Source organism: Erythrobacter sp. NE805, from assembly GCF_046452355.1.
Lineage (GTDB): Bacteria > Pseudomonadota > Alphaproteobacteria > Sphingomonadales > Sphingomonadaceae > Erythrobacter.
In genome coordinates this window covers 442,901-462,462 of sequence record NZ_JBKFDI010000001.1, presented here as the reverse complement: position 1 = coordinate 462,462, position 19,562 = coordinate 442,901, and the positions used below count along the sequence as shown (strand labels likewise).

Genomic DNA, 19,562 nt, shown 5'->3' with positions numbered 1-19,562 from the left:
AGCCGATCAACACGGCCGCGACAACAAGGGGAGATAGTGATGCGTGCTGTAAACGTCGTTCGCTGCACCGTGTCGGTCATGGCCATGTCGCTCGCCGCGACGGCTGCCCACGCCCAGCAGGACACCACCACCACGACCACCGCCGATCCGGCCAGGGCCCAGCCTGCGCAGGACACTCCGGAAGGCGAGGGCATCGTCGTCACCGGCCTGCGCGCCTCGCTCGAGAGCGTCGCCAACATCCGCCGCAACTCCGACGAGATCGTCGACGCCGTGGTCGCCGAGGACATCGCCAAGCTCCCCGACCTCAACACCGCGCAGATCGCCGCGCGCATCCCGGGGGTGCAGGTCTACCGCCAGGGCGGCGAGGCCTCGAACGTGCTGGTCCGCGGCCTCCCCAACTTCACCACCACCTACAACGGCCGCGAGATCTTCACCGCCGAGACCCGCGTCGTCGCGCTCCAGGACTTCCCCGCCGCCAATGTCGCCGCGCTCGAGGTCTACAAGACCTCCGCCGCCGACCTCGTCGAGCCGGGCCTTGCGGGGCTCGTCAACGTCCGCTCGCGCCAGCCCTTCGACTTCGAGGACGGCCAGTTCGCGGGCTCGGTCTGGGGCCTCTACACCCGCCAGGGACGCAAGCTCGACCCCAACTTCAACCTGCTCGCCACCAAGCGCTGGGAAGTGGGCGACGGCGGCGAGTTCGGGGTGCTCCTCAACGCCTCGCGGGTCGAGATGACCTATCTCGACGCGGAGATCTCGAACACCGATTTCCTCCAGACCTTCCGCAACGGCGGCACCGGCACGCTCGTCGCCGACGCCGGCGCGGGCACCGCAGCGCGCTTCCCGGACATCCAGCGCCTGTTCTACCGCTCGGGCAACCGCGTGCGCCCCTCGGTCAACGGCGCGATCCAGTACAAGCCCAACCCCGATCTCGAATTCTATGTCGAGGGCCTGTGGCAGGGCTTCCGCAACAAGATCGACGACCGCCTGCTCGCCGCCGAGCTGTTCAACGGCGCGCAGGTTGCGAGCCTCGTGTTCCGCGAGGGCACCAACCTCGTGCGCTCGGGCACGGTCAATGCGCCTGCGGGCTCGCTGTTCTCCTTCCAGGGCGCGACCTTCAACAAGACCGACACCTACCAGTTCGCCGGCGGGGTCAAGGCGACCTTCGACAAGCTCAACGTCCACATCGATGTCGCCCGCACCGACAGCACCTTCACCGGCTCGACCGAGAGCGTCGACCGCCGCTGGACCGCTGCGCCGACCATCAACTTCGACACCGACCGCCCCGCCTTCGAGATCACCAACATCAACTTCCGCGACGAGAGCGCGCAGTTCTTCGACGGCCTGTTCGAGGAGAACCAGCGCTCGGCGGGTGACGACTGGCAGCTGCGCGGCGATCTCGAATACCTCGTCGACGGCGACATCATCCGCTCGATCCAGGCCGGCGTGCGCTACACCGACCGCGACGCGGTGCGCGAATATGCCAACCGCTTCGCGCGGCCCGGCACGCCGACCAACGCATCGAGCCTGCCGGTGATCTTCGACGTGTTCCGCGGCGTCGACGTCGGCGGCACCTACCGCTGGGCCGCGCCGACCTACGGCTCGATCCGCGAGAACATCGTCGCGATCCGCCAGCTGGTCGGCTTCGGCGCCGACCCGGTGAACCGCAACCTCCTCTACACCGCGAGCGAGAAGAACCTTGCCGGCTACGGGCAGGTCAACCTCGGCTCGGGCGATCTCGAGGGGACGGTGGGCGTGCGCTACACCCGGGTGAAGACCCGCGTCGCCGGACCCGCGCCGACCGGCATTCCGGCAATCGACGATGGCAGCACCAACACCTCGTGGCTGCCCAACGCCAGCATCCGGTTCCGCGCCACGCCCGAAATCCAGCTGCGCGCGGCGGTCTCCAAGACCCGTACCCTGCCGACCTTCGCGGACCTCAACCCGGCGCTGGTGCTCGGCCCCCCGCCTCCGGGCGGCGTCGGTACCGACAGCAATCCGCGGCGCGGCAACGGCGGCAACCCGTTCCTCAACCCCTTCACCTCGTGGAACTTCGACGCGGCGGTGGAGTGGTACTTCGCGCCCTCCTCCTTCGTCTCGCTGACCGGCTTCCACCGCGAGATCGACGGGTTCATCCAGCAGAACACCTTCCGCATCAACGATCCCACGCTGGGCGTCGTCGAGATCACCGGGCCGGTCAACACCGGCAAGGGCCGGATCACCGGCGCCGAGCTCCAGGGCCAGGCCTTCGCCGATTTCGAGAGCCTGCCCGACTGGGCGCGCGGCTTCGGGGTCCAGGTCAACGTCACCTACATCGACGGCAAGACCCAGCAGCCCGACGGCGCGGGCGGGCTCAGCTACCAGCCGATCACCGACCAGCTCAACGGCGTCTCCAAGTGGAACGCCAACGTGGTCGGGATCTACGAGCGCTACGGCGCCTCGGTGCGGCTCGCCTACAACGACCGGTCGAGCTACCGCGCGACGCAGCAGTTCCGCGGCGACGACATCTACACCGAGCGCGCCCGCCCGGCAGGCCGGCTCGACCTGTCGCTGTCCTACAACATCAACGACGATCTCGCGCTGTTCGGCGACTGGACGAACATCACCCGCGAGCAGTTCCGGCAGGACTTCACCTCGGCCCGCAACGGCGCGCCCGAGGCCGAGTTCATCCGCTACCTGCGCGACGACGAGAGCACCGTCTCGCTGGGCTTCCGCTTCCGCTTCGGACGCTGAGCCTGGTGAGCCCCTTCCCCCGCCGGGGGAGGGAGCGATCACTTTGCCGGGGCGGCGAGCCTCAGGCTGTTGCCGATCACCGGCTTGCCTTCGCGCCAGCCGAGCGGGGCGATGTACATCGCGCGGCCCTTCCGCGCGTTCTGGCACCCGCCGCGCGCGATGTGGGCGTGAAACAGGATGTATTGCCGCCCGGCGGCCGCGAACACCGCCTGGTGGCCGGGGCCGCTGAGGCACCCCGCGGCCTTGTCCATGTAGCTGTGGAGGATCGGGTTCTCGGGCGCGTCGGTGCAGGGACCGATCGGTCCCGCGCAGGTGGCATAGCCCATCGCATAGGGACTGAGGCGCTGGTGCGGCTCCCACCCGAAGTGGTTCGCCGAGTAGAACAGCGTGTAGCCCCCCGCATGGCGCACCATCGTCGGGCTCTCAACGACGTGCGCCTCCCATTCGCGGTCGTTGGTGAGCAGCACCTTCGGCTCGCCGGTCAGCGCGAGCCCGTCGGGCGTCATCGGCTGGACGAAGATGTCGGTGGGCTTGCCGACCGCGTTGGCGTCGGCCTTGAAGTAGAGGTAGAGCTGGCCGTCGGCATCGCGGAACGGGCTCGCGTCGATCGTCCCGCCGAGGTCGCGCTGGCAGATCAGCGGCTCCTTCGCCGGCGAGGTGAACGGCCCCAACGGATCGGCGGCGGTCGCGACCCCGGTGCACTGCTTGCCGCTCGCGGTCTCGCGCGCGGTGAAGAACAGGAGATAGGTCTCGCCGAGCTTCATCACCTCGGGCGCCCAGGTCCACCCGCGGCTCGCCCATGACGGGAGCACCGGCATGGCGTCGTGGAGCCGGCCGCCGTCCCTGAGCGGCGCCCAGTTCACGAGGTCGTCCGAGACCGCCATCTGCACATTGGCCTGATCGCGCGGCGCGTTGGTGGCATAGGCGAGGTATTTGCCGTTGTGATCGATCACGAAAGGGTCGGGAAAGTCGGTGCGGTAGACGGGGACGAAGGGCTGGAGCTCGGCGGTCGAGGCGGGCGGGGCGGCACAGGCGAGGAGCGCGGCGGCGAGACAGAAGGGGACGGAATTGCGCAAGCGTGGCTCCTGTGAGACTGGTCGCGGGCACGCCGCTTGTTCGATGCGTATTATCATATAAATGACCCTGCGATGAAAGATACCACCCTCCGCAATCCGGCGCCCGGCGCGCATCGCAGCCTCTTCGGCCACCTGCCCGACGGGCGCGCGGTCGAGGCGGTGACCTTGGTCAGTTCGCGGGGAATCAGCGCGACGATCCTCGCCTACGGGGCGACGCTCCAGTCGGTGATCGTGCCGGGGCGCGATGGGGTGCTCGCGGACGTGACGCTCGGCCATGCCACTTTGCAGGAATACCTCGCCCAGCCGCAATATTTCGGCTCCAGCGTCGGCCGGGTCGCGAACCGCATCGCCGGGGGGCGCTTCATCCTAGACGGACAGAACTATCAGGTGCCCTGCAACAACGGCCTCAACGCGCTCCACGGCGGCCCGGGCGGCTTCGACAAGGCGCTGTGGACGATCCTCGAGGTCGCCGCCGAGCCCGAGCCGCGGGTCGTGCTCGCCCATGTCAGCCCCGACGGCGATGAAGGCTTTCCGGGCGAGCTGCGCGTCACCGCGACCTACGCGCTGCGCGAGAACGGCGAGCTGGCGATCGACTACGCGGCGGCGAGCGACCGCCCGACGCTCGTCAACATGACCAACCACGCCTACTGGAACCTCGCGGGCGAGGGCGCTCCGGGCGGGGCGATGAACCATGTGCTGACCATCCCCGCCGAGCACTTCCTGCCGACCGACGAAACCGCGATCCCGACCGGCGAGTTCGCCCTGGTCGAAGGCACGCCTTTCGACTTCCGCACGCCGACGGCGATCGGCGCGCGGGTCCGCGACGCCTCGCACCCGCAGATCCGCATCGGCACGGGATATGACCACAACTGGGTGGTGGCCCGCGAGCGCAGCGCCGCGCCGCGGCTCGTCGCGCGGCTCGTCGATCCGGGCTCGGGGCGCAGCCTCGACGTGCTCTCGACCGAGCCGGGGGTGCAGTTCTATTCGGGAAACTTCCTCGATGGCAGCAGCGTCGGCAAGGCGGGGCAGTGCTACCGGATGGGGGACGGCGTCGCGCTGGAGCCGCAGATGTTCCCGGATACGCCCAATCGTCCGGAATTCGGCTCGATCCGCCTCGCTCCCGGCGAGGCCTATCGTCACGCGATCATCTTCCGCTTCGGCGCGGAAGGCTAAGGGAGCGCGCCCGCTCGCGCGCTCCCGGTAGGCACGTCAGGCCGGCGAGCGCTCGGTCGAGTCGCAGGCGGCGTGATAGTTGCTCACCAGCTGGCTCATCTGCGCGTGCCGCCACTGGGTGTAGCTGTAGTCGACCTGGATGTCGGGCGCCTGTTCGGGCTTCGAGCGGACGCGGGCCTTGGATTTGAAGAATTGCCAGATGGCCATGTCGGGTTCCTTTTCGTGGGGCTGAGACCCCTCCTCGTCTGGACCCCGACATTGCCGCCTTGGCACGCCTCTTGCGCTATCCTGCTATTGCCTCATTTGATTTCGGCGACGGTGCGCCTCGATTCATCGGCGATACAGGTCACACGCTGACCCCGAACAGGTGGCCCACTGCGGCGGTCGTCGCCATCGCGAAGACGCCCCAGCCGACGACCCGCAAGATTGCCGGGACCAGCGGCGCCGCCCCCGCGCGGGCGCCGAGCGCGCCGAGGATCGCGAGACTCAGCACCGACACCGCAACCACCACCGCGATGATCGCCCCGGCCGGCGCGAGCCATGCGGCAAGCAGCGGCACCGCCGCCGCCGCGCTGAAGGTCGCGCCCGAGGCGAGCGCGGCCTGAAGGGGCTTGGCGGCGAGGTGTTCCGACAGCCCCAGCTCGTCGCGCACGTGCGCCTCCAAGGCATCGTGCGCCGTCAGCTCGCGCGCGACCGCCGCCGCGGTCGTCTCGGAGAGGCCGCGCGCGCGGTAGATCGCGGCGAGTTCGGCCTCCTCGTCGGCTGGGGTGGCGGCGAGCGCATCGGCCTCGCGGGCGATGTCGGCGCGCTCGCTGTCGGCCTGCGAGGAGACCGAGATATACTCCCCCGCCGCCATCGACATCGCGCCCGCCATCAGCGCCGCCGCCCCGGCGACGAGCACCGCGCCGGGCTCGGGCGTGGCCGCGGCGACGCCGATGATCAGCGAGGCGACGGAGATGATCCCGTCGTTCGCGCCCAACACCGCGGCGCGCAGCCAGCCGGTGCGGTGGACATAGTGCGGATCGTCGGGGTGCGCGCTCGGTTCGCTCATGTCCCAGCCTTGCGCCCGATCAGGCCCGCCGCGCAAGCCCCGCTTGGTCCGGGCGGCGCGGAAGTTCGTCGAGCCCGGCTTGCATCCCCGCGCGCGCGCTGCCACCGAGCGCGGCGACGATTCGCCGCATTCCGCGCGCGTTCCGCCTGCGTTCAGGCGCCATGCTGACAAGCGCCGCCGCCGAGAAGCTGACCCGACCCTGAACCCGATGGCCCCGACCGCCCCCCTCGAAACGGCCTTCCTCGCCCATCGCGAGCGCTTGCTGCGCTTCCTGCGCGCACGCGGCGCGGGAGAGCAGGCGGAGGACCTGCTCCAGGAGCTGTGGCTGCGCCTCTCCGCCGCGCCCGATCCGGCGGCTGCCGCGGGACAAGGCTACATGATGCGCGCCGCCGACCGGCTGATGATCGACCGCTACCGCTCCGACCGGCAGGCGCGCTCACGCGAGAAGGCCTGGGCCGAGGCGCAGCCGGGGCTGGCCGACAACATCGCCCCCGCCCCCGGACCCGACCGGAGCATCGCCGCGCGCCAGCAGGTCGCACTCGTCGCCGAGGCGCTCGCGGAGGTGGGCGAGCGCCCTGCCGCGCTCTTCCGCCGCCACCGCATCGACGGCATCTCGCAGCGCGCGCTCGCCGAGGAATTCGGGGTCAGCCTCAGCACGGTGGAGAGCGATTTGAGGCGCGCCTATGCGCGGATCGCGGCAATTCGGAGGGACATCGATGAGGCATGAGGCGATCGTCTCCGTCTATGGATCAGGAGGCCCCTTTCGATGAACCCTGACCAGCCGATCCGCGATGTCGCCGCCCACTGGGCGATGCGCGCGCGCGATCCCGATTTCGACGACTGGGAGGGCTTCACCGCCTGGCTCGAGGCCGACCCGGCACACGCGCAAGCCTATGACGAGGTCCAGTTCGCGCTCGAGGAGGCCGATGCGGCGCTCGAGCTGCTCCCGGCACCCGAATATGCCCCCGCCGCCAACGACAACCCTCCGGGCTGGCTCACCCGCCGCGGCTGGCTCGGCGGGGCGATCGCCGCCGCGCTGGTGCTGGCGCTGACCTCGGTGCTGTGGCTCTCGCCGGGCGGCTCGACCTACGAGACCGCGCCGGGCGAGACGCGCCTCATCGCGCTTGGCGACGGCAGCACGGTCGAGCTCGCGGGCGGCAGCCGCATCGCGCTCGAGGGGACACGCATGGCGCGGCTCGAGCGGGGGCAGGCGCTCTTCACCATCGAGCACGACGCCGCCAATCCCTTCGTGCTGACCGCGGGCGATGACCGGCTGGTCGATGCGGGCACGGTGTTCGACGTCAGGCTGGCGGGTGCGACGCTCGACCTCGCCGTCGCCGAAGGGGCGGTGATCGTGAACCCCAGCGGGCAGAACCTCAAGGTCACCGCCGGCGGGCGCGCCGTTCGCGGGAGCGGCGGGCGCTACACCCTTGCGAGCGTCGACCCCAACGCGGTCGGCGAATGGAGCCGCGGGCGGATCAGCTTCGAGAGCGCGAGCCTCGCCGAGATCGCCGCCGAACTGTCCCGCGCCACCGGCCGCCGGTTCTCGAGCACCGACACCGCGACGCGCCTCTCCGGCAGCATCGCGATAGGTCAGGTGCGCGAGGACCCGCGCGCCCTCGAGGCGCTGCTCGGGGTGCGGGTGCGCAGCGCCGACGAGGACTGGGTGCTCGAAGCCGAGTGACGCCATGAAGCCGCTCGCCCCTCTTGCCGCGCTCGCCGTCATCGCCGCCCCCGCGCCGCTCGCCGCGCGCGAGGCGGTGCTGGCGATCCCGCCGGGCACGGCGGCGGAGGTGGCGATCGGCATCGCGCGGGCGACCGATGCCAGCATCGTCATCGCCGACCCGGCGCTGGGGCGCACGCGCGTCCCCGGCCTCAAGGGTCGGATGGACGCCGAGGAGGCGGTGCGGAAACTCGCCAAGGCAAGCGGCATGCAGGCGGTGCGCGTCGGCCCCGGCGCGTGGCGGCTGGTCGCCGCGCCGCCGAAGCGGCCCTCGCTGCTCGCCCGCGCCCGGCCCGCCCGCCCGGTGCCCGTCGCCGCGCGCCCGCCGAGCGCGCCCGTCACCGAGGCCGAGGGAACGCCGATCACCGTCACCGCCTCGAAGCGCGACCTGTTGTTCCAGCAGGTCGCGGGGCAGGTCACCCTGCTCGACGGCGCGCGACTGGAAGCGGGCGGGGTCGGCGGGACCGAGCGCATCACCCAGCGCGCCGCGACCGTCTCCTCGACCTATCTCGGCAGCGGGCGCAACAAGCTGTTCATCCGCGGCATCGCGGATTCGAGCTTCACCGGGCCGACCCAGGCGACCGTCGGCCAGTATTTCGGGGACCTGCGCCTCTCCTACAACGCCCCCGACCCGGACCTGCGCCTCTCCGACATGGAGCGGGTCGAGATCCTCGAAGGCCCGCAGGGCACGCTCTACGGCGCGGGATCGCTGGGCGGGATCATCCGGCTGGTGCCGCGCGCGCCGGAACCGGGCGAGACACTGCTGATCGTCTCGGGCGGGGCGAGCGCAATCGCCAAGGGCGAGCCGGGCGGCGATGCCCACGCAACCGTCAACCTGCCGCTCTCGGGCGAGACCGCGACGCTGCGCCTCAACCTCGATGCGGCAACGCTTGGCGGCTATATCGACAAGCCCGTCATCGGCCGCCGCGACGTCAACCGCACCAACATCTTCTCCGGGCGCGCGGCGCTGCGGCTCGACCTCGCGCCCGACTGGACCGCCGACGTGATCCTGCTCGGCCAGGACACCGAGGCGCGCGACAGCCAGTATGCCGACCGCTCGGGCGTGCGCGGGCGGCTCGGCAGCTCGGCGCAGGTGCCCGAGGGGAGCCGCGCGCAATACGGGCAGGCGCAGCTGGTGGTGAGCGGGCGGCTGGGCGAGGTGCGCCTCAAGTCCTCGACCGGCTTCGGCGCGCAGGACCTCGCCGAGCGCTATGACGCGACCATGCCCGGCGGCGCGCCGCGGCTGTTCCGCCAGCGCAACGAGATGCGGATGATCGCCAACGAGACGCGGCTGTGGCAGCCGGCGGGAGCGGGGCGCTTCGGCTGGGTGCTGGGGACGAGCATCATCGACAACCGCAACACCCTGACCCGCGCGCTCGGCGAGGGGGTGGTCCCCGCGCCCTCGGCCGATCTCGGGGCGGGCGGCACGGTCTCGAGCCCCGCCACGCCGAGCTTCGCCGCGATCCCCGCCGCGACCGGCGTGCGCAACACCGTCTTCGAGATCACCGGCTACGGCGAGGCGAGCTACCGGGTGCTCCCGGCGCTGACCCTCTCGGCGGGCTTGCGGGTGACGAGGGTCGAGCTCGGCGGGGCGGGCGAGGACGTCTCGGTGCAGCGCGCGCTCGCGGGTGCGGCGATCACTGCCGAGCGGCGCGAGACCGCGATCCTGCCCGCCGCCTCGGCGCTGCTCGACATCGGCAGCAACGCCCGCGCCTATCTCCGCTACCAGGAGGGCTTCCGCCCCGGCGGGCTCGCGGTCGCGGGCGATTTCGTGCGCCAGTTCCGTTCCGACCACGCGCGCACCGTCGAGCTCGGCACCGGCTGGGGCCTGCCGGGGCGCGGCGCCTTCGACATCGGGGCGAGCCTCTCCTACACCCGCTGGCGCGACATCCAGGCGGACTTCATCGACGACGGCGGGCTGCCCTCGACCGCCAATATCGGCAATGGCCGGATCTGGGCGGCGAGCGTCAACGGCAGCGCGCGGATCGCGGGTCCGCTCAGGCTCGAATTCGGCGCGACCCTCAACGACAGCAACGTCGACGAGCCGGTGATCGTCCCGCTCACCCGCCTCTCGCGCATCCCCAACATCGCCCGGTTCAGCGGACGCGCCGGGCTGCGCTGGAGCCGCGACTTCGCCGACGGCACGCGGATCGAGGCCGAGGGCTGGGCGAGCTATGTCGGCAAGTCCAGGCTCGGGATCGGGCCGGAGCTTGGCGACCTTCAGGGCGACTATCTCGACAGCGGCGCGATTGTCCGCTGGGGCCGCGACAATGCGGGGCTGACGCTGTCGGTCACCAACCTCGCCGACGTGGTCGGCAACCGCTTCGCGCTCGGCACCCCCTTCGCGACGGGCCGCGCGCAGATCACCCCGCTCCAGCCGCGCACCGTACGCATCGGCTTCGACACGCGCTTCTGATTTTTTCGCGCGCGCGGCCAAGGTGCCGGGCCAACGGCTCCGTCTTCTCCTGTGAAAACACACAGGAGGAAACCGAATGCCCCGCATCACCCCGATCACCTGCACCCTGCTCGCCGGGACCGCCGTCGCCGCGCTCGCCCAGCCGGCCGCCGCGCAGAGCGTCATCAACACCGCGCGCACCACGCCGGTGGTCACCTCGACCGTCAACAACGGCCAGCCCGCCGACGTGCGGATCGAGAGCGCCGGGTCGGTGACCGTGACAAGCGGCACCGCGGTCACGGTCGACAGCAACAATGCCGTGACCAACCAGGGCGCGATCAAGATCAGCAATGCCGACAACGCGACCGGCATCCGGGTCACCGCGGGCCGCACCGCGAACATCACCAATTCGGGCACGATCACCATCGACGAGACCTACACCGCGACCGACAGCGACAATGACGGCGACCTCGACGGGCCCTTCGCAACCGGGACGGGCCGCACCGCGATCCTGCTCGAGGGCGCGCTGACCGGCAACCTCAGCCAGACCGGCACGATCCTCGTCGAGGGCAACAACTCGGCCGGCGTGCGCGCGCTCGGGCCGATCACCGGCAACGTCGTGAACGAGGGCAAGACCACCGTGATCGGCAACCAGGGCGTCGGGGTCCAACTCGGCAACGTCTCGGGCAATGTCCGCCTCGCGGGTGAGATCACCACGCAGGGGCAGGGCTCGCGCGGGGCGGTGCTCGGCGGCAATATCGGCGGCAGGCTCCAGGTGCAGAGCACCATCACCACCACCGGCTACCGCACCGTGCCGGCGCCTTCGGACACCTCCAAGCTCGACGCCGACGACCTCCTCCAGGGCGGCAGCGCGCTGACAATCGAGGGCAATGTCGCGCAGGGCATCGTCTTCGAGATCCCGCCCACCGACGCCGTCGCCAGCGACAATGACGAGGACAAGGACGGGATCGAGGACGCCAAGGAAGGCACCACCAAGATCATCGCCTATGGCTCGGCCCCCGCGGTCCAGATCGGCGGCGCGAACAATATCGCGATCGGCGCGACCCAGGGCACCGCGACCAACTTCGGCATCATCATGGCCGGGCAGGTCCTCGGCGACGGCGTCTACCAGGGCGTCGAGGGGACGGGCATGCGCATCGGCGGGCGCGGCGGCGAGGTCGTGATCGCGAACGGGATGCAGGTCAACGGCGAGATCCGCGGCGCCGCGCGCGGGGCCAATGCGACCGGCCTCAACCTCGCGGCGGGCACGCGCCTCCCCGAACTGCGCAACGCGGGCACCCTCGCCGCGACCGTCAGCGGCACCACCGGCACCGGCCAGGCGACCGCGCTGCTGGTCGGCGAGAACGCGACGCTGCCGACCCTGCGCAATTCCAGGACGATCACCGCCACCACCATCAAGGACGGCAGCGCCTACGCGATCCTCGACCGCTCGGGGACGCTCTCGCTGATCGAGAACTCGGGCGCGATCACCGCGAGCGGCGCGGAGGCGACCTCGACGCGCAACGTCGCGATCGACCTCTCGGCGCGCACCGGCGACAGCATCATCCGCCAGACCGTCGTCGCGAGCGGGGTCACCGCGCCGACCATCACCGGCGCGGTCGTCTTCGGCAGCGGCAATGACCGGCTCGAACTGCTCGACGGGACGCTCACCGGCAATGTCAGCTTCGGAAGCGGAACCAACCGCCTCGTCATGAGCGGCGATGCGGTGATGAACGGCAATGCCGATTTCGGCGGCAGCGCGGGCTTCCTGACGCTTGCGGGCACCGCGCTCTTCAACGGGCGGCTGACCAATGCCCAGAACGTCGCGGTCAATGTCGGCAGCGGCACGCTCCAGCTGTCCGGCCCGACCACCATCGCCAGCCTCGAGACCGGCGCGAACGGCGTGATCGGCGCGACCGTCGGGGGCGCGGCGGGGACCAACACCGCGATCACCGTCACCGGCAACGCCACCTTCGGCACCGGCACCAAGCTGCGCATCCGCGTCGCCGACATCAACACCGCGGTCGGCACCTTCACCGTCATCAACGCCGGGAGCCTGACCGGCGGGGCGAACCTCGCCGCGGACTCCGCGCTGGTGCCCTTCCTCTACAAGGCGACGGTCGCGGTGGCGGGCAACGCCGTCAATGTCGCGGTGACCCGCAAGGCGACGAGCGAGCTCGGCCTCAACACCTCGGAAGGGCGCGCCTTCGACCCGCTCTTCGCGGCGCTGTCCAAGGACGCCAAGGTCGCCGACCTGTTCCTCAACATCGCCGACAAGGACGTCTTCCAGGCCTATGTCGCCCAGACCTTGCCCGACCACGCCGGCGGCAGCTTCGAGGGCGTGAGCCAGGGCCTCAGGACCCTCGCGCGCAGCTTCATGGACCCGAACTCGCCCTTCGACGAGGAAGGCAAGCTGCGCATCATCGCCGATTTCGGCAACTGGAACGTCGACAAGGAGCGCGGCTCCAGCGCCGACTTCGACTTGGGCGGCCTCGGCCTTCGCGCGGGCGCCGAATACATGACCGGCATCGGCGCGTTCGGGGTCACCGGCTCGTGGCTCTGGAACAAGCACAAGGCGGGCCTCGGCGACAATTCGGTGCTCTCCGACAGCTACGAGGCGGGGGTTCACTGGCGTGGCAAGTTCGGTCCGGTGCTCGGCTTCGCACGTGTCGGCGCGGGCAAGTCCGACTTCTCGGGCAGCCGCGTGATCGGCGGCGGCACCGGCAGCAACGCCTTCAGCTACACCATCGCCCGCGAGTGGAGCGGCGATTTCGTTACCGCCACCGGCGGCGTTGCGATCGAGGGCGGCTCGCAGTTCTTCTTCTTCCGCCCCTCGGTGGTGGTCGATTACCTGCGTTTGAAGGAAGACGGCTACACCGAGACCGGCGGCGGCAATGCGCTGAACCTCACCGTCGACAAGCGTTCGAGCAAGGAGGTCGCGGTCAACGGCGGCCTCACGGTCGGCGCGGACCTGTGGGGGATGCAGGCGCAGGACCGCGGCTGGCTGCGGCTCGAGGCCGAGGGCGGCTGGCGCGAGCTCCTCACCGACGACCTCGGCGCGACCCGCGCGCGCTACAACAACGGCGCGTGGTTCACGCTCGATCCCGAGGGACGCGACAGCGGGTGGTTCGCCCGCGCCCGCGCGCTCGGCGGGGACGGCTCATACAAGATCGCCGGGGAGGTCGGGCTCGAGGAGCAGTTCGGCCAGATCGGCTACTCCTTGCGCGCATCGCTTCGCTTCGGCTGGTGATGCTCGCGGGGTGCCGGCGGCTTGCAAGCCCCCCCGCTGCGCGCCGGCACCCCAAGCTCTCATCGACGGACCTGACGACATGAAGACAGTTCTTACCCTCGCCGCCGCGCTGCTCGCCGCGGCCTGCGCGCCCGCCCAGATGCGCCTCTCCCCCGGCCTTGCCGCAGGGGGCGAGGTGCTCGCTGTCGAGGGGATCGGCGGCGGCAATGCCGGACGCTTCTATGTCGGCCCTTGGCAGGGGAGCTTCCGCCGCTCGGAGGAGCGGCTGGCGGTGGCGGAGACCTTCGTCACCAGACGCGCGGGGGCCGGGTTCATCATCGAGGGGCCGGGGATCTCCGAGACGATCGAGGCCGATTGCCGGCTGCGCGAGCGCGAGATTGCGCTGGACGACGACGTGTCCTTCACCCCCGAGCGCATGGCCTACAGGTGCGCCTTCACCGCCGAGGGCCGCGCCTTCCCCGCCCGCTTCGAATTGCAGGAGGCGCGGACCGGCGTCGCCGACGCTCTGAACCGCCGCCAGCGCCGCGGCGAGATCGCGCTCGGCGGCGAGGTGGTGCAGATGCGCTCGGTGCACAGGCTGAAGGGCTCGCCCTTCGAGATGGCGAGCCCGATCGGCTATGTCTTCGAACAGAACGGCCGCGAGGTCGCGGCGGTGGAGCTCAATGGCAAGGCGCGGCTGATCCTCGCCGACCCCGCCAACGAGAGCCTGTCGCGCACGGTGACGATCGCCGCGCTCGCGCTGGCGCTGCTGCGCGACCCGGCGGATTCGATGCTGGGGTGACGAAGCGGGGGCTTAGCTCGCTCCAGCCCGCGTCTAGACCCCTGTTAGACCCCGGCTATACCCCCTCCAGACCCCCGATCAGCGCGATGTTTCACGTGGAACGTCCTGCATCGCGACCATGTAGTCGACGATTCCGGGAACCGCCGCCGGATCGACCGGGGCCTTGTAGAGCTTGACCATCTTGGCGACCGAGGCCTCCCACTTCTCGCGCGGGATCTTGGGCTGCTGGAGGAAGGTCGAGGGCGAGTGGCAGGCGGTGCAGTTGGCGAGCACCGCGTCGCGCCCGGGGAGGTCGGGCAGCGCGTTCGGATCGTCGGGCAGGGTGACGCTGGCGTCCTGGAACTGGACTTGCGGCGCGGCATCGCAACCCGCCAGCAGCAGCGCGGAGAGGAGCAGGAGGCCTCTCATTCCGCCCTCAGGGTGATGCGCTCGATCACGCCCCGGGCATAGCCCGAGGGGTTCCAGACCAGCGCGTCGGGCTGGGTCAAGCCGTTGAGATTGGTCGCTTTCGCTCCGATCCCGGTCAGGTTGCCCGACCCGTCCGGCAGGGTTACCGACCAGCGGCGGAAGGCGTAGGGGCCGTGCTCGTCCGGCCCGAGTTCGCAGGGGACCGACCAGCCCTCACCCACCAGTTCGACCTTGGCGAGCCCGGTGTCGCCCCCGAAGGCAAAGCCCTCGAGCTTCAGCGGCCTGGCACGCGCCACCGTCGCGCCATCGTCATGGCTGGTGATGAAGGAGCGCGGCGGCATAGTGGTGATGGGGACGGTCGGGAAATCCTTGTCGCCGGGCTTCACCGGCACGGTCGGCCAGCGGTAAGTCTCTGCGACGTAATGGCTTTCGTCCTCGCCGCCGAGCACCTCGATGGTGCTCAGCATCTTCACCCAATAGGTCGAGAACCACCCCGGCACCACGATCCGCAAGGGAAAGCCGTGTAGGATCGGCAGCGGCTCGTCGTTCATCGCCCAGGCGACCAGCACGTCGTCGCGCATCGCGATATCCAGCGGAATCGACTTGATGAATTGCGGCGCGCCCTCGGTGAGCGGCACGTCGAGCCCGGCGAAGCGCACCCGCTTCGCCCCCTCGGCGACCCCCGCCTTCGCGAGCACATCGCGCAGCCGCACCCCCGTCCACTTCGCGCAGCCCATCGCGCCGTTGCCCCACTGGGTGCCGGTGACGCGCGGCTCGGAGAGCCCGCGCCCATTCCCCGCGCACTGGTTGACAGCAACGATATCAACGGGTTCGCCGGCCGCTGCGACCTCATCGAGGGTCAGCGACACCGGCGCCTTCACCGCCCCGCCGATCGCGACGCGGTGCTTCGCGGCGCTGATGTCGGTCGGGAAGGGCCAGTTCCAGCGCACGAACATCCGGGCATTGGGGGTGATGGTGCCCTTGCGGAACGCCTCCATCGGCGCCTCGAGCAGGGGCGGGCGAATGCGCTGGACGATCATCGCGCCTTTGCCGGGGAAGGGGGGATCGAGGGGCCGCAGGCTCGGCCCGCCGGGCAGGCCGAGATCGATCATGCCGCTCACCTGCCCCAGCACCGGCCCCGCCAGCGCAGCCGTGCCGACTCCGGCAATCAGCGCGCGGCGGGTCATTCTGCTGTTCACGCTTTCGCTCCCTCGAGGCGTTCGATTAGCGCTCCGATGTCGGCTACAGCTAGGTCGTAAGTCTCCACAAGATCGGCGATATCGTCAAGCCGTGCCATCTCGCCGTCGTCGCGCATGATCGAGCAGATCACCGCGGCATCGCCTGCGCCGGCCAGGCGGGCGAGGTCGATCGAGGCCTCGCAGGCCGAGGGCCGCTCGCGCACTCCGCCGGCCTTCGCGATCAGCGGGAAGACGTGCCCGGGGGAGTGGATGTCGGAGGAGCTCGCCCCCTCGGCGATCGCGACCTGCACGGTGTGCGCCCGGTCGGCGGCGGAGATGCCGGTGGAAACGCCATGCGCGGCCTCGATCGAGCGGGCGAAGGGCCGCCCGGTCTGGCGCGCGGTGCCGGGGTTGACGAGGGAGAGCCCGAGCCGCGCGGCCCGCTCCGGTGTCACCGACAGGCAGATAAGGCCCCGTCCGTGGGTCGCCATGAAGTTGATCGCCTCTGGGGTGACGTGCTTCGCGGCGATCATCAGGTCGATGTCCCCGCCGCGCAGCCGGTCGCCGGCGACGACGACGATCCGCCCGGCGGCGATCGCCGCGAGCGCCGCGTCGAGGCCGAGCGTCACGCGCGCTCCCTCCCGGCGGCGAAGCTCCGCGCGCCGAGCACCACCTGCTTGCCGACCAGTTCGAGCTGGCCGCGCGCGCGTTCGTCGAGGCATTCGCCGTCGGGCGAGAACATCCCCTGATAGGTGCGGATCGTCGCTCCCATCGGGGTCGGCCAGCCGCGCAGGGCATGGGTGATCGCGCGCATGGTGAGGAGCGTCGACATCGAGGCCTGGTCGCCGAAGGCCGTGGCGATGAGGCCGACCGCGCGCCCGTCGAGATAGGGCCGCTCGTCCTTGGCGAGGTCCTCGAGATAGTCGAGCGCGTTCTTCACCACGCCCGAGATCGTGCCGTGGTAGCCGGGGGCCGCCACCAGCAGGCCGTCGGCGGCGCGCACCGCCTCGACCATCTCGCCGCCCATCTGCGTCGTGTAGCCGGGCCCCCGGTAGTGCGAGAGCGCGGCGAGGTAGTCGCCGCCGAACACCGTCACTTCGGCGCCCTCTCCGGCGGCGATGCCGGCGGCGAGGCGGAGCGCCTGCTCGGTCGAGGAGCCGGGATTGACCGTGCCGCCGAGGGCCACGATGCGGGTCATTGCGATGTCCTTTCAGCGAGATAGGCGGCCAGCTCCGCGGTCTGTCCGGGCGAGAAGCGCAGGCCCAGCTTGGTCCGGCGCCATAGCACGTCCTCAGCTGTCCGCGCCCATTCCTCAGCGACGAGGTAGTCGACTTCGGCGGCGGTGAGGCCGTGGCCGAAGGTCGGGCCGAGGTCCTCAGCCGTCCGGGCCTCGCCGAGAAAGGCGAAAGCGCGGGTGCCGTAGAGCTGGATCAGCCGCCGCGCCTCGCCCTCGGTAAGGAAGGGGTAGCGCGCCGCCAGTGCGCGGATTTGCGCCCCCGCCCCGTCGCGGGCGAAGTCGCCGCCGGGGAGCGGGGCGGTGCCGGTCCAGTCGCCGCCGGTCAGGGCAGGGAGGAAGGGCTTGAGCTTGTCGACCGCCTCGGCGGCGAGGTGGCGGTAGGTGGTGATCTTCCCGCCGAACACCGAGAGCAGCGGCGCGGTCCCGTCTGCCCCGCCGTCGAGCTCGAAGCGGTAGCCGCGGGTCGCCGCCTCGGGCTTGCCCGAGCCGTCGTCGACCAGCGGGCGCACGCCCGAATAGGTCCAGACCACGTCGGCGGGGGTGACGGGGGTGCGGAAATACTCCGAGGCGCCCTCGCACAGGTAGGCGATCTCCTCGGGGCTGGCGCGCACGGCGTCGAGGCCCTCGTGGTGGTCGACGTCGGTGGTCCCGATCAGGGTGAAGTCGCTCTCGTAGGGGATGGCGAAGAAGATCCGCCCGTCGGGGAGCTGGAAGAAATAGGCGTAGTCGTGCTCGAACAGCTTGCGGACGACGATGTGCGAGCCGCGCACGAGGCGCATCTTCTGCGTCGTGGGCTCGCCGGCGCGGCCGAGGAGGTCGAGCACGCGGGGGCCAGCGGCGTTGACGACGGCGCGGGCGCGGAAGGTCTGGGAACCGGCGTCGATGTGCCACAACGCGCCCTCGCGGGTTAGGGCGGTGACCTCGCAGCGGGTGCGCACTTCCGCGCCCCGGTCGGCGGCGTCGCGGGCGTTGAGGACGACGAGACGCGCATCGTCGACCCAGCCGTCGGAATAGGCGAAGGCGCGGGTATATTCGCTCTTGAGCGGCGCGCCCGCAGGGTGGCGCGTCAGATCGACGCTTTCGGCCGCGGGCAGGCGTTTCCTCCCGCCGATGTGGTCGTAGAGGAACAGGCCGAGCCGCAGCAGCCAGCGCGGGCGCAGGCCGGGGCGGTGGGGCAGGATGAAGCGCAGCGGCCAGATGATGTGCGGGGCGATCCCCCACAGCACCTCGCGCTCGGACAGGGCCTCGCGCACGAGGGCAAACTCGTAGTGCTCGAGGTAGCGCAGCCCGCCGTGGATCAGCTTGGTGGAGTTGGAGGAAGTGCCTTCCGCCAGGTCCCCGCGCTCGAGCAGCAGCACCTTCGCCCCGCGCCCTGCCGCGTCGCGGGCGATGCCTGCGCCGTTGACGCCGCCGCCGATCACCGCGAGGTCGTATATCGCGCTCACCGGATCACCCATTCGGCATAGGCGAGCGCCACCGCCAGCGAGGCGATGGTCGCGGCGAGCACCGGCATCACCGCGCGCCAGCCGAGGCCGAGGAGGAGATCGGTGCGGGTGCGCATCGCGGTCGCGGTGACGGCGAGCAGCAGCAGGGTCTTCGACAGGGTCAGCGCATGGCCCGCCAGCGCGGGGGGCAGGGGCAGGAGCGAGTTCAGCGCCACGAGCCCAAGGAAGGCGAGGATGAAGCCCGGCAGCACCGGCACCCGCGCGCGGCCCACACTTGCGGGGAGCGGCTCGACGCGGGCGATCCACAGCGCGGCGAGGGTGACCAGCGGGGCGAGCAGGGCGACGCGGGTGAGCTTCACCACCGTCGCCTGCGCGCCCGCCGCGTCCGAGACGGCGAAGCCTGCGCCGATCGCCTGCGCGACGTCATGGATCGAGGCGCCGACGAGGAACCCCGCCTGCGCATCGTCGAAGCCGAGCATCCTTGTGAGCGGCGGATAGGCGATGAGCGCGATGGCGCTCGCGGCGGCGAGGATCACCAGCGTCAGGGTGAAGCGCGCCTGGTCGACCCGCTCGCGCCCGATCACCCCGTAGAGCGCGAGCGCCGCCGAGGCCCCGCAGATCGCGGTCGCGCCCCCGCCGAGGAGGCCGATCGCGGGGCTCTGCCCGATCGCGCGCGCGGCGAGGAGGGCGGCGAGAAGCGCGGCGCTCATCACCAGCGCAAGGCCCGCGAAGGGGACGAGGCCCATCGCGGCGACCTGCATCGCGGTGACCTGGAAGCCGAGCAGCACGATCCCCGCCCTGAGGCCGTGGCGCGAGACCGCGTCGAGCCCGTCATGGGTGCGCGGGTCGGCGGCGGCGAAATTCACGGCGAGGCCGATCAGCAGCCCGGCGAGGATCACCGGCACCCCGTAGTTCTGGCTGAGCCATGCGGCAGCCGCACCGGCGATGGCGGCGATCGACATCCCCGGCACGAAGCGCGAGAGCGGCCGCGCACCGGGCGGTGCGGGCGCGGCGGAAGCGGTGTCGGCGAGGATCATCTCGCCGAACAGGTCGCCCGCGTAAGCCTCATAATCGGGGCGGGACCCACGGTTCATGCCCTGACCACTCTGCCCTTC

At 71.1% G+C, this 19,562-nt stretch carries 16 protein-coding genes; 7 read left to right on the top strand and 9 right to left on the bottom strand.

Features of this window, described 5'->3' with window-relative positions:
* Nucleotides 1-39 precede the first annotated feature (39 nt).
* Complete coding sequence (locus ACLBKU_RS02035) at nucleotides 40-2,730, top strand: TonB-dependent receptor (protein ID WP_410177865.1); 2,691 nt, start codon at nucleotides 40-42, stop codon at nucleotides 2,728-2,730.
* A gap of 38 nt (nucleotides 2,731-2,768) precedes the next feature.
* Here ACLBKU_RS02035 and ACLBKU_RS02030 read toward each other — a convergent pair whose 3' ends face one another.
* Nucleotides 2,769-3,806 carry a glycoside hydrolase family 43 protein gene (locus ACLBKU_RS02030; protein ID WP_410177864.1) on the bottom strand — a complete coding sequence of 346 codons (1,038 nt, stop codon included), beginning with the start codon at nucleotides 3,804-3,806 and terminating at the stop codon, nucleotides 2,769-2,771.
* 72 nt (nucleotides 3,807-3,878) lie between these two features.
* Between ACLBKU_RS02030 and ACLBKU_RS02025 the strand changes: the two genes are divergently transcribed.
* On the top strand, nucleotides 3,879-4,979 hold the full coding sequence (locus ACLBKU_RS02025) for an aldose epimerase family protein (protein WP_410177863.1): 1,101 nt from the start codon (nucleotides 3,879-3,881) through the stop codon (nucleotides 4,977-4,979).
* 36 nt (nucleotides 4,980-5,015) lie between these two features.
* Here ACLBKU_RS02025 and ACLBKU_RS02020 read toward each other — a convergent pair whose 3' ends face one another.
* Both ACLBKU_RS02020 and ACLBKU_RS02015 read right to left on the bottom strand, forming a co-directional pair.
* A complete protein-coding gene (locus ACLBKU_RS02020) occupies nucleotides 5,016-5,186 on the bottom strand; it encodes a hypothetical protein (protein ID WP_410177862.1) in 171 nt (56 codons plus the stop codon).
* A gap of 139 nt (nucleotides 5,187-5,325) precedes the next feature.
* On the bottom strand, nucleotides 5,326-6,030 hold the full coding sequence (locus ACLBKU_RS02015) for a VIT1/CCC1 transporter family protein (protein WP_410177861.1): 705 nt from the start codon (nucleotides 6,028-6,030) through the stop codon (nucleotides 5,326-5,328).
* A 208-nt stretch (nucleotides 6,031-6,238) separates the two neighbouring features.
* Between ACLBKU_RS02015 and ACLBKU_RS02010 the strand changes: the two genes are divergently transcribed.
* The 5 genes from ACLBKU_RS02010 (at nucleotide 6,239) to ACLBKU_RS01990 (ending at nucleotide 14,179) form a co-directional block, all read left to right on the top strand.
* Entirely contained in the window at nucleotides 6,239-6,757 is a 519-nt protein-coding gene (locus tag ACLBKU_RS02010; RefSeq protein ID WP_410177860.1) for an RNA polymerase sigma factor, read from the top strand.
* Between the two features lie 39 nt (nucleotides 6,758-6,796).
* Nucleotides 6,797-7,714: a FecR family protein gene (locus ACLBKU_RS02005; protein ID WP_410177859.1), complete on the top strand. Its 918-nt coding sequence runs from the start codon at nucleotides 6,797-6,799 to the stop codon at nucleotides 7,712-7,714.
* 4 nt (nucleotides 7,715-7,718) lie between these two features.
* Complete coding sequence (locus ACLBKU_RS02000) at nucleotides 7,719-10,169, top strand: TonB-dependent receptor domain-containing protein (RefSeq protein ID WP_410177858.1); 2,451 nt, start codon at nucleotides 7,719-7,721, stop codon at nucleotides 10,167-10,169.
* 76 nt (nucleotides 10,170-10,245) lie between these two features.
* Nucleotides 10,246-13,398 (top strand): autotransporter domain-containing protein, encoded by a 3,153-nt coding sequence (locus tag ACLBKU_RS01995; RefSeq protein WP_410177857.1) that lies wholly within the window; start codon nucleotides 10,246-10,248, stop codon nucleotides 13,396-13,398.
* 79 nt (nucleotides 13,399-13,477) lie between these two features.
* Complete coding sequence (locus ACLBKU_RS01990; protein WP_410177856.1) at nucleotides 13,478-14,179, top strand: hypothetical protein; 702 nt, start codon at nucleotides 13,478-13,480, stop codon at nucleotides 14,177-14,179.
* Between the two features lie 78 nt (nucleotides 14,180-14,257).
* Here the strand turns inward: ACLBKU_RS01990 and ACLBKU_RS01985 are convergent, their stop codons facing one another.
* Genes ACLBKU_RS01985 through ACLBKU_RS01960 form a run of 6 tightly spaced genes read right to left on the bottom strand, consistent with a single transcriptional unit; the run spans nucleotide 14,258 to nucleotide 19,541 of the window.
* Entirely contained in the window at nucleotides 14,258-14,587 is a 330-nt protein-coding gene (locus tag ACLBKU_RS01985; protein WP_410177855.1) for a cytochrome c, read from the bottom strand.
* A complete protein-coding gene (locus ACLBKU_RS01980; protein ID WP_410177854.1) occupies nucleotides 14,584-15,786 on the bottom strand; it encodes a molybdopterin-dependent oxidoreductase in 1,203 nt (400 codons plus the stop codon). Before ACLBKU_RS01980 ends, ACLBKU_RS01985 begins: the two co-directional genes overlap by 4 nt.
* Nucleotides 15,783-16,394, bottom strand: coding sequence for a 3,4-dihydroxy-2-butanone-4-phosphate synthase (gene ribB, locus ACLBKU_RS01975; RefSeq protein WP_410177853.1), 612 nt, complete (start codon nucleotides 16,392-16,394; stop codon nucleotides 15,783-15,785). Before ribB ends, ACLBKU_RS01980 begins: the two co-directional genes overlap by 4 nt.
* Nucleotides 16,391-16,963, bottom strand: a complete 573-nt coding sequence (locus tag ACLBKU_RS01970) for an NADPH-dependent FMN reductase (protein ID WP_410177852.1) — start codon at nucleotides 16,961-16,963, stop codon at nucleotides 16,391-16,393. Before ACLBKU_RS01970 ends, ribB begins: the two co-directional genes overlap by 4 nt.
* The gene (locus ACLBKU_RS01965) at nucleotides 16,960-18,459 is read right to left on the bottom strand and encodes a glycerol-3-phosphate dehydrogenase (RefSeq protein ID WP_410177851.1); all 1,500 of its coding nucleotides are present in this window, start codon (nucleotides 18,457-18,459) and stop codon (nucleotides 16,960-16,962) included. The genes ACLBKU_RS01970 and ACLBKU_RS01965 overlap by 4 nt, the downstream gene beginning before the upstream one ends.
* Nucleotides 18,444-19,541 carry a YeiH family protein gene (locus tag ACLBKU_RS01960; protein WP_410177850.1) on the bottom strand — a complete coding sequence of 366 codons (1,098 nt, stop codon included), beginning with the start codon at nucleotides 19,539-19,541 and terminating at the stop codon, nucleotides 18,444-18,446. The genes ACLBKU_RS01965 and ACLBKU_RS01960 overlap by 16 nt, the downstream gene beginning before the upstream one ends.
* Nucleotides 19,542-19,562: the final 21 nt, after the last annotated feature.